At 63.8% G+C, this 9,593-nt stretch carries 11 protein-coding genes and 2 pseudogenes; 6 read left to right on the forward strand and 7 right to left on the reverse strand.

Annotated elements, in window-relative coordinates; translation table 11 throughout:
- The first annotated feature begins 147 nt into the window (after positions 1-147).
- The 3 genes from cobT to cobC are packed head-to-tail and all read left to right on the forward strand — an operon-like array spanning position 148 to position 2,558.
- The gene (gene cobT, locus WCA85_RS08720) at positions 148-1,200 is read left to right on the forward strand and encodes a nicotinate-nucleotide--dimethylbenzimidazole phosphoribosyltransferase (protein WP_424062916.1); all 1,053 of its coding nucleotides are present in this window, start codon (positions 148-150) and stop codon (positions 1,198-1,200) included.
- A 24-nt stretch (positions 1,201-1,224) separates the two neighbouring features.
- Positions 1,225-1,983 (forward strand): adenosylcobinamide-GDP ribazoletransferase, encoded by a 759-nt coding sequence (locus WCA85_RS08725; RefSeq protein WP_424062918.1) that lies wholly within the window; start codon positions 1,225-1,227, stop codon positions 1,981-1,983.
- Complete coding sequence (gene cobC / locus WCA85_RS08730; protein ID WP_424062920.1) at positions 1,968-2,558, forward strand: alpha-ribazole phosphatase; 591 nt, start codon at positions 1,968-1,970, stop codon at positions 2,556-2,558. The genes WCA85_RS08725 and cobC overlap by 16 nt, the downstream gene beginning before the upstream one ends.
- Before the next feature lie 13 nt (positions 2,559-2,571).
- On the opposite strand, the gene WCA85_RS08735 is transcribed toward cobC, so the two are convergent.
- The 4 genes and pseudogenes from WCA85_RS08735 to cobU all read right to left on the reverse strand — a co-directional run bounded on the left by WCA85_RS08735 (position 2,572) and on the right by cobU (position 5,239).
- Positions 2,572-3,495, reverse strand: a complete 924-nt coding sequence (locus WCA85_RS08735; protein ID WP_424062922.1) for a cobalamin-binding protein — start codon at positions 3,493-3,495, stop codon at positions 2,572-2,574.
- 48 nt (positions 3,496-3,543) lie between these two features.
- Positions 3,544-3,729: pseudogene (locus WCA85_RS08740) on the reverse strand (threonine-phosphate decarboxylase); the annotation flags it as partial.
- Positions 3,729-4,691 carry an adenosylcobinamide-phosphate synthase CbiB gene (cbiB, locus tag WCA85_RS08745; RefSeq protein ID WP_424062924.1) on the reverse strand — a complete coding sequence of 321 codons (963 nt, stop codon included), beginning with the start codon at positions 4,689-4,691 and terminating at the stop codon, positions 3,729-3,731. The pseudogene WCA85_RS08740 and the gene cbiB, both read right to left, overlap by 1 nt.
- A gap of 2 nt (positions 4,692-4,693) precedes the next feature.
- Positions 4,694-5,239: a bifunctional adenosylcobinamide kinase/adenosylcobinamide-phosphate guanylyltransferase gene (gene cobU, locus WCA85_RS08750; RefSeq protein ID WP_424062925.1), complete on the reverse strand. Its 546-nt coding sequence runs from the start codon at positions 5,237-5,239 to the stop codon at positions 4,694-4,696.
- A 145-nt stretch (positions 5,240-5,384) separates the two neighbouring features.
- Here cobU and WCA85_RS08755 point away from each other — a divergent pair, with 145 nt between their 5' ends.
- Positions 5,385-6,845, forward strand: a complete 1,461-nt coding sequence (locus WCA85_RS08755; protein ID WP_424062933.1) for a cobyric acid synthase — start codon at positions 5,385-5,387, stop codon at positions 6,843-6,845.
- Between the two features lie 152 nt (positions 6,846-6,997).
- Positions 6,998-7,413, forward strand: a pseudogene (locus WCA85_RS08760) (DoxX family protein).
- 177 nt (positions 7,414-7,590) lie between these two features.
- Here WCA85_RS08760 and WCA85_RS08765 read toward each other — a convergent pair.
- Positions 7,591-8,010 (reverse strand): PaaI family thioesterase, encoded by a 420-nt coding sequence (locus WCA85_RS08765; RefSeq protein ID WP_424062927.1) that lies wholly within the window; start codon positions 8,008-8,010, stop codon positions 7,591-7,593.
- Between the two features lie 169 nt (positions 8,011-8,179).
- On the opposite strand from WCA85_RS08765, the gene WCA85_RS08770 reads away from it, so the two are divergent.
- The gene (locus WCA85_RS08770) at positions 8,180-8,815 is read left to right on the forward strand and encodes a ParA family protein (protein ID WP_424062929.1); all 636 of its coding nucleotides are present in this window, start codon (positions 8,180-8,182) and stop codon (positions 8,813-8,815) included.
- 88 nt (positions 8,816-8,903) lie between these two features.
- On the opposite strand, the gene panD is transcribed toward WCA85_RS08770, so the two are convergent.
- Together panD and WCA85_RS08780 are read right to left on the reverse strand one after the other, a co-directional pair.
- Positions 8,904-9,290 carry an aspartate 1-decarboxylase gene (gene panD, locus WCA85_RS08775; RefSeq protein WP_424062932.1) on the reverse strand — a complete coding sequence of 129 codons (387 nt, stop codon included), beginning with the start codon at positions 9,288-9,290 and terminating at the stop codon, positions 8,904-8,906.
- Between the two features lie 159 nt (positions 9,291-9,449).
- Positions 9,450-9,593 (reverse strand): pantoate--beta-alanine ligase (locus WCA85_RS08780; protein ID WP_424062935.1); only part of this gene is annotated, 144 nt, incomplete at its 5' end.

The following is a 9,593-nucleotide window of genomic DNA, read 5'->3' on the forward strand; positions in this document are numbered from 1 at the left end:
CGTTGATGCTGCTGCAAGACGACGGCCACGAGGCGCTGGTGCCGGCGCCGCGCGCTCACGCTGCGCAGCGAGACGTCGCGGGACCGCCAGCGTAAAGCTCGCAGATCACCTAACCAACGATCAAGACTCTCTCTTAGCCGACCACATATGACTTTATCGCCCGCCTTGCTCGCAGTCGAACCGCTCGATCAAACACTGCGCACGACGCTGCAACACCTCATCGATACGAAGACCAAGCCGCCGGGCAGCCTCGGCCGGCTTGAGACCATCGCCCGGCAGATGGGGCTGATCCAGCGGACCACGCATCCCACGGTCGAACGTCCCGTCATGATCGTCTTTGCGGGCGACCACGGCATTGCGCAGGAAGGCGTGAGCCCTTATCCGCAGGCTGTGACCGCGCAGATGGTGCTGAACTTTCTGGCGGGCGGCGCCGCGATCAACGCATTAAGCCGTGTGGCCGATGTGACGCTCGAAGTGGTCAACGCGGGCATCGCCACGCCGTTGCCGCATGCCGAAGGGCTGGTGGATATTCCAGTGGCCGCAGGCACGCGCAACTTCGCGCATGAACCGGCAATGACGCGCGACCAGGCGCTCGCCGCGATGCACGCTGGCGCTGAGCGTGTGCGCCATCACGCGGCGCTGGGCACCAATGTGATCGGCTTCGGCGAGATGGGAATTGCCAACACGTCGGCGGCAGCCTGCCTGATGAGCCGCCTGTGCGGCGTGCCGATCGACGAATGTGTCGGCCGCGGCACGGGTCTGGACAATGCCGGCCTCGCGAGGAAGCGTAACGTACTGGCCTCGGCGCTGGCGCACCATGCACCGGATGCCGGACCACTCGATGTGCTCGCAACCTTCGGAGGCTTCGAAATCGCGATGATGGCGGGTGCCTATCTCGCGGCCGCCCAGGCGCGCATGACGATTCTGGTGGACGGCTTTATCGCCAGTTCGGCGCTGCTGGTGGCCGATGCGCTCGCGCCCAACGTGCGCGAATACTGCGTGTTTGCGCATGCGTCGAACGAAGCGGGACATCGACGCATGCTCGATTATTTCGGCGCCACACCCTTGCTCACCCTCGACATGCGTCTTGGCGAAGGCACGGGTGCGGCGCTCGCCGTGCCGTTGCTGCGCGCGGCCGTTGCGTTCCTCAACGAGATGGCGAGTTTCGAGTCGGCGGGTGTCGCCGATCGAGATGCGTGAACGGTCCACAGGCGTTGGTCGCTCATGAATCCGCGCGCGGAACTTCGCTACTTCTTCACGGCAGTCGGCTATTTCACCCGCGTGCCGGTGCCGCGCTGGGTCGGTTATGAGCCGCACTACCTGAACGCGGCGGCGCGTTATTTTCCGCTGGTTGGTTTATTGGTCGGTGGATTGGGTGCGCTTGTCTATCTGACCGCGCTACGCGTGTTTCCGCACGGCGTGTCGGTCATGCTCTCCATGCTCGCCACGCTCTTGATCACCGGCGCGTTTCACGAGGACGGGCTCGCGGATTGCTGCGATGCGTTTGGCGGCGCGTACAAGCGTGAAGACGTGCTGCGGATCATGCATGACTCGCGCATCGGCGCGTTTGGCGCCATTGCGCTGGTGATGGCGCTGGCGTTGAAGTGGCAAACGCTAGCGGCGTTGCCACCGGAGCGTGCAGCGGGCCTGATGATTGCTGCGCATGCAGCGAGCCGCGCGTTTGCGATCAGCTATCTGGCCACGCTCGATTACGTGCGGCCTGAGGGCAAGGCGAAACCCGTTGCACAACGCCTGAGTGGTGCACCGTTCGCGTGGGCAGCGGTATTCGGTTTGCCGGCGCTGTTCTGGCCGGACTGGCGTTTCGGTTGCGTGGCGCTGGCGATTCTGCTGGTACTGCGCCTGCTGCTCGGCCGGTATTTCGTCAGACGCATTGGTGGCTATACCGGCGACTGTCTTGGCTTTGCGCAGCAGATTTTCGAACTGGTCATTTATCTGGCGGGGCTCGCATGGATATCGTCCTGATTCGTCACCCAGCGGTCGCCGTTGACGCGGGCATCTGTTATGGATACAGCGATGTGGCGCTCGCTGAAGCGCCCGAGCTCTCCGCCGCCGCGCTGGCTATGCGGCTTGCGACCTTGCAGGTGCCCCCGCCGCGCGTTGTGCTGTCGAGTCCGCTGACCCGCTGTGCAACGGTTGCCGGTGCGATGGCGGGTGACTTCGGCTGCCCGCTCAGCGTCGATGACAGTCTGAAGGAAATGAACTTCGGCACGTGGGAGCAGCAGCCTTGGGACGCGATCGATCGCACGTTGCTGGACGGCTGGGCCGCGGACTTTCATCATGCGCGTGCTCACGGCGGCGAAAGCGTCGCGCAATTTGTGCTGCGCGTGCAGACGTGGCTCGATGCGTTTGCACAAACGCGGGAGTTGTCACCCGCGTATGTGGTGACGCATGCAGGAGTGATCCGGGTGATTGCGTCGCTGGCGCTGGATGTACCGGTGGAGCGTGCGCTCAACTGGTCGATTGATATGTCCGGCGTGGTGTGGCTGAGGCGTTACGATGACTCGCAGCCCTGGTCGCTCGTACGCTGGAACGTGTGAACGCGCAACGGCGCTACTGCTTGCTTGCGGGTCTACGTGAGCGCGCGACGTCCAGATCTTCGCAAAGCTGCGCTGCGCCCTGCGCGAGGCGCGGCGTTGGACGGTCGATCAGATCGCCGTCGATGGCGAAGAGGTTGTTGCGTGCCACCGCTTTGAGGCTGGGCCACGCGCGCCATTTGTCCAGTTGCGGTAGCGGCTTGTCCGGTTTCGTGGCCCCCGTTGATGCGGTGAAGATGGCTTCCGGGTTGGCCGCCAGCACCGCTTCGGTGGAGACGGTCGGCACCAGGGGCTGAAGCTTTGCGAATACATTGCGTCCACCGCATAGCGTAATGACGTCGCTCACCATGTGGGTACCGTTGAGCGTCATGAGCGGTTGATCCCATACCTGATAGAACACGCTGACGGGCGGCCGGTTTGCATACCGTGCGCGAAGATTGGCAATGTCATGCCGATAGGTGCTGGCGGCCGCGTCCGCAGTGCCCGATGTGCCGAGCAACGTGCCGAGCTTCGTCAGCGTGAGCGCGACGTCGTCAAGCTGGTGAGGCTCGCTGAAGAACAGCGGTATGTGCAGTGCGCGCAGCCGTTCAAGCTCAGCCTGCGCGTTGCCGTGCCGCCAGACGACGATCAGATCCGGCTTGAGCGCGGCGATACGTTCGAGATCGAGTGCCGTGTTGTCACCCACGCGCGGAATCTGCTTCGCTTCAGGTGGATAGTCGCTATACGACACGGCGCCAACCAGACGACTGCCGCCGCCCGCTGCATAGATCAATTCGGTGACGTGCGGCGCAAGACTAATGACCCGCTGTGCGGGCGCGGCGAGCGTGACAGTTGCGCCGTTGTCATCCGTGACGCTGATCGCAGCGTGGGCCTGCGACGCATAGGCGCAAACGACGGTCGCAGTGCAGAGAAGCCGTGCGATGCAGTAGAGTCGAATCATCTGGCAATACGGTAGTGGCGTAGGTGGATGGGCGAGCGCGGTATGTCAACTTGCGCATGCGGCGTAGCCGTCTCCATCATCGGGCAAGCGGCGCCAGGCATCGGTGGGCACGGGCGGCACAGGATAACCATGTGGATTGATGCCCGTCGACAGGTCGAGCCACTGCTCGTAGGGGATGCAGAAGCGTTGCGCCGCTTCATGCAGATTGCCGCCGTGGACGATGCGATTAGCCATCAAACTCGACCCTGAAACGGTACGCTCAGCAAGGCGAGCACAATCAGCACCGCAAGCCACAGGATCACGCTGCGTTGAACCAGGTGCAACGCGGCCGTCACGTGCACGGCTCTCGCCGGCTGACCCGCGCCGAGCGTCGGACGCTGCTCGACTGTGCCGTGATACACCGCCGATCCGCCGAGCAGCACGTTCAGACTGCCGGCACCCGCTGCCATCACAGGCCCTGCGTTGGGGCTGTCCCAACGCGGCGCTTGCTCACGCCAGCAGCGCCATGCGGTACGCGTATCGCCGAGCAGGGCGTAGCTGGTAGCAGTCAAACGCGCGGGAATCCAGTTGAGCACATCATCGATGCGCGCAGCGGCCCAGCCAAAGCGCAGATAACGCGGCGTGCGATAGCCCCACATCGCGTCGAGCGTGTTGGCGAGGCGAAACGCCAGTGCACCCGGACTACCCGCGATAGCAAACCAGAACAGCGCGCCGAAGATCGCATCGTTGCCGTTCTCGAGCGTGGACTCGACGGCGGCGCGCGAGAGCGCGGCCTCGTCCGCGTGCGCGGTTTCACGCGACACGATGCGTGCCGTGAGCAGGCGTGCTTCGACGAGATTACGTTGGGCAAGCGCGCGAGCGATCGGCACAATGTGATCGTCCAGACTGCGCGCGCCGAGCGCGAACCACAGCAGGACGACATGCAACGCGCAAGCCAGGATGAACGGCAGCACGGCAACGAGCCATGCCGCGATCAGCACCGGTGGCAATACAACTAGCCCCCACGCCAGCAGACCTGCGAGCCGCCCGCGCCGCCCAGTGTTCAGGTGTCCTTCGATGTGCTTTGCGAGCTTGCCAAAGGCGACCAGCGGATGCGCGCGGCGTGGCTCGCCGAGCCAGCGGTCGACGGCAACGCCGGCCGTAGCGAGCGTGGCGATCAGGGGCAGCGTTAGCGTTGCTGTCGTCAGGGGGGACACGATTAGTCAGCCGTTTTGAGCGCGAGCGGCAGGCCGGCGACCATCATCGTGACTTGCGGGCACAATGCGGCGACGCGCTGATTGAGTCGTCCGAGTTCATCGACGTAGAGGCGCGTCGCGGCACCCATCGGCACCACGCCGAGGCCGATCTCGTTGCTGACGACGATTACTTTGCCGGTTACCGCGTGGAGCGCCGCCTCGAATGCGGCGAAGCGCGCGAGATAGTCGTTGCCGGGCGTACTGCCATCCGGCGGGCAGAGCAGATTGGCGAGCCACAAGGTCAGGCAGTCGATCAGGATGCAATGGCCAGGGGCATCGACGCTGAGAAGCGCGCCTGCCAGATCCACGGGTGCCTCGAGCAGTTGCCAGTGAGCGGGACGTCGCTCGCGATGATGGGCGATACGGGCAGCGAATTCCTTGTCGTTGGTGAGGCGCGCGGTGGCAATGTAGGTGACGGGCCGCGCGCTGTCGCTCGCGAGGCGTTCGGCATGTGCGCTCTTGCCTGAGCGGGCGCCGCCGAGCACGAAGGTGAGGTCGCGGGAAATCATCGCGTGATTGTACCGGCACAACATCGGCCCACACGAAAGCGCTTCGCTGCGATGGGATAATGCTGGCTTCGCATCACAGGTTGAATCTTGCGTCGTGACGACTTCGAATTTTCCCGCAGCGGTGCGTGTGCCGCGCGGCACGCTGATGATCCAGGGGACGACCTCGGACGCGGGTAAGAGCACGCTCGTCGCCGGCTTATGCCGCCTCGCGCGGCGCGCTGGTGTGCGGGTCGCACCGTTCAAGCCGCAGAACATGGCGCTCAATAGCGCCGTGACGGTGGATGGGGGCGAGATCGGCCGCGCGCAGGCTTTGCAGGCGGTGGCGGCGGGCATCGCCGCGCACACCGACCTGAACCCCGTGCTGCTCAAACCGACCAGTGATTGCGGCGCCCAGGTGATCATCCACGGCAAGACGCGCATGAATCTCGATGCGCGGGCGTATCACGACTACAAGCCGGTGGCCTTTGAGGCGGTTTTGCAGTCGTACACGCGGCTGCAGGCCGCTTACGACACGATCTTTGTCGAAGGGGCAGGGAGCCCCGCCGAAATCAATCTGCGCGACCGCGATATTGCCAACATGGGTTTTGCGGAAGCGGTCGATTGTCCCGTGGTGCTGGTGGCGGATATTGATCGCGGCGGCGTGTTCGCTCATCTGACCGGCACGCTGGCGTGTCTGTCGCAAAGTGAGCAGATGCGCGTGCGGGGCTTTATCATCAACCGCTTTCGCGGTGACATCAGCTTGCTCAAGCCGGGGCTCGACTGGCTCGAGGCGAAGACAGGCAAGCCGGTCCTCGGCGTGGTGCCGTATCTTCACGGCCTCACACTCGATGCCGAAGATATGCTGCCGCGCGAACTACGCGCGGCGCAAGCGACCGGAGGAACGGCGCTGCGCGTGGTCGTGCCGGTGCTGCCTCACATCAGCAACCACACTGATTTCGATGCGCTGCGAGCGCATCCGCAAGTGGACTTTCACTATGTCCGCAGCGGCATCCCGCCGCCTGCGGCGGACCTGATCATCCTGCCCGGTTCGAAGAACGTCCAGGGCGATCTCGCGTTTTTGCGGGAGCACGGCTGGGATCAGGTGCTGCAGCGTCATCTGCGTTACGGGGGCAAGGTGATTGGCATTTGCGGCGGCATGCAGATGCTCGGGCGCGAAGTCGCCGATCCGCATGGCGTGGAAGGGGCGGCGGGCAGCGTGGCCGGCCTTGGCTGGCTCGACTACGCGACCACGCTCACGCGCGAGAAGACGCTAAAAAACGTGACGGGTCGCCTGGCGCTGACGGGCGCGGCGGCGGACCTGGCCGGCTACGAAATTCACATGGGCGAGACCCACGGGCCGGCACTGGCGGCACCCGCGCTGCATCTCGATAGCGAGCGGGGCCAGCGCCCGGACGGCGCGGTGTCGGCCGATGGACAGATCCTCGCCACCTACGTTCATGGACTATTCGATACACCGGCTGCCTGTGCAGCATTGCTGGCCTGGGCGGGCCTGAGCAGCGCCGATCGGGTCGACTATCCGGCGCTGCGCGAGGCCTCGCTAGACCGGCTGGCGGACACGCTGGCCGAGCATCTGGATCTGCCGCGCCTCTTCGGCGCTATCCGATGAGGCGGCGGTTTTAACGGTGCCGCATAGCTGTGATTAAATCACACCAGGAAATAATCTAAGCCTGGCGCGCCGTTTTTCTCACTCCAGGGTTCGAATAAAGTCCTTGTTTCGACGACGCACGCGCGTCGTCCAACCACCGACAAGGACTCTCGATGAACTCGCCCCGTTCCGCCGATCTGGCCGCCACCCTGCTGCGCGTCGCGCTCGGCATCCTCTACCTCGCTCACAGCCGCAGAAGATATTTGTTTTCACGCTGCCGGGTACGGCGCATTTTTTTGAATCACTGGGACTCCCAGGTTGGCTGGGTTACGTGACCGCCTTCGTCGAACTGGCCGGAGGCGTTGCGTTGCTGCTCGGCGTACAGGTTCGCTGGATAGCGCTAGTGCTGCTGCCGTTCATGCTCGGCGCGATGTCGGCGCACTTGCATAACGGCTGGGGCTTCGCTTCGCCGAACGGCGGCTGGGAATATCCGGCCTTCTGGGCGGTCACGCTTCTCGTGCAGTCGCTGCTTGGCAGCGGGCTGGGCGCATTGGGCACGTTGAAGGCGCCGCGGACATTAGTGGCCTGATCGGCAGATCGCCGGGAAATTCAGCACAGAAGCCCCAGCGGATGACTCCGCTGGGGCTTCTCGTTTTTGGCGTCGAGTTGGAGTTGGATGTTGTGATCCATCCACGACGCGAACGTGGCGCCCGCGTGACCTCCCGCCGCGCTCTCCGCCGTGCGATCTGCAGCAAACCAACCCGCGTCAATAAAGCACCATCTGCGTACACCGGAACAGCGCGATTGTCTTGCCATCCGGTACCGACACGGTCGCATCCCAAACCTGTGTCGTTCGTCCCAGGTGCACGCTCTTGGCGACTGCCCGGATCGTGCCTTCGGTACAGGTGCCGAGAAAATTGCTCTTCAGTTCGATGGTCGTGAAGTTGCGCGCGGTTTGCGGCAGATGCGCCCAGCATGCGTAGCCGCAGGATGTGTCCGCGAGGCCAATAACGGTTGCCGCGTGCAGGAAGCCGTTGGGCGCCAGCAAATCGCTGCGCACCGTCAGTTCGGCCGTGAGCGAGCCCTCTTTGAGGGCGATGACCCGCACACCCAACAGGTCGGGCAGCTTGCCCTGTTGCCGTTCGTGCAGGCGCTCGATGGAGTAGTCAGTCCGCAGGGTGCTCATGATGTCCTCGTCAGATTTTTGTAAGTGCCACCGTCAAATAGCCGTTCAGGGGCTTCGGCCCAACGGAATTTGTCGATATTATCAACGGCTGGACCGAATGGGTCGTCGTAACATCCGACTGGACGAGGCAAACCGGCTGGCGGCGCCAGCCTTCTTCCCGGGAGTATTCATGACGGTAATCGTGGTGGCCAATCCGAAGGGCGGCGTGGGCAAGAGCACGCTGTCGACCAATCTGGCTGGGTATTTTGCGGCCGCCGGCGAGTGGGTCGCGCTCGCGGATCTGGACAAGCAGCACTCAGCCCACGCGTGGCTCGATCTGCGGCCTGCCTCGCTTGCCGCGATCGAAGCCTGGGAGCTGGACATGGAGACGCCCGCGAAACCGCCGAAGGGACTGGAGCACGCCGTGATCGACACGCCCGCGGGCCTGCACGGCAACCGGCTGGGTATTGCGCTGGATCTGGCTGACAAGGTGATCGTGCCGCTGCAGCCGTCGCTTTTCGATATTCTCGCCACCCAGGAATTTCTCGAAAAGCTCGCCAAAGAGAAGGCGGTACGGAAGGGCGCCATCGAGATCGGCGTGGTGGGGATGCGGGTCGATGCCCGTACGCGCTCGGCCGAGCAATTGCATCGCTTTGTCGAAGGACTGAAACTGCCGGTGCTGGGCTTTCTGCGCGATACGCAGAATTACGTGCAACTCGCGGCCCACGGGCTGACGCTATGGGATGTGGCAAAAAGCCGGGTCGAAAAGGATCTTGAGCAGTGGCAGCCCATTATCGACTGGCTGGAACCCAAGCCTAAGGCTTGAGCGGGCCTGATCGGACCCACCTGGCACACACCCGGCCGAAGCGTCCCAAGTGGCGAGGCGCCCCGGGTGCCCTAGGTTAGCCGCCATTTCAGGTCCAGGTTTGGGTCGGCACGTGATCGCGGCTGCCCTTGATCTTGTTGTTCTCGTCGACGAAGACCAGATCCGGCTTCCAGCCCGCCTTCAGTTCGGCTTCATCCACGGTCGCAAAGGCCGCGATGATCACCAGGTCGCCCAACTGCGCGCGTCGAGCCGCCGAGCCGTTCAGCGAGATCATGCCGCTGCCGCGCTCGCCCTTGATCGCGTAGGTCGAGAAACGTTCGCCGTTGTTGATGTTCCAGATGTCGATGCGTTCGTTCTCGACGATATTCGCAGCTTCCAGTAAATCCTCGTCGATCGCGCATGAACCTTCGTAGTGCAGTTCGCAGTGCGTGACGGCGACGCGATGGATCTTCGACTTCAGCATATGACGTTGCATGACCGTTTCCTGTGTGTCCCTATTGGTCCCGTATGGTCCCTGATGATTGACCTGTGCGCCCCTGAGCGCTTCTCAGGCAAACGCCGGGGCGCCCCAAGTTCTTTCTCAGTTGAAGATGCCCGGCGCACAGCGCGAGATTTTAGGACGCCCGATAAAGCGTCAGATTTCGAGGTTGTCGATCAGGCGCGTGGAACCCAGCTTCGCGGCGGCGAGCACGACGAGCGGCGTGTCGACGTCCTGCGCCGTGGGCGGCAGCAGGTTCACGCGCTTGCGCACCGCGATGTAGTCCGGTTGCCAGCCGCG

It is taken from the genome of Paraburkholderia sp., from assembly GCF_049581445.1.
Lineage (GTDB): Bacteria > Pseudomonadota > Gammaproteobacteria > Burkholderiales > Burkholderiaceae > Paraburkholderia.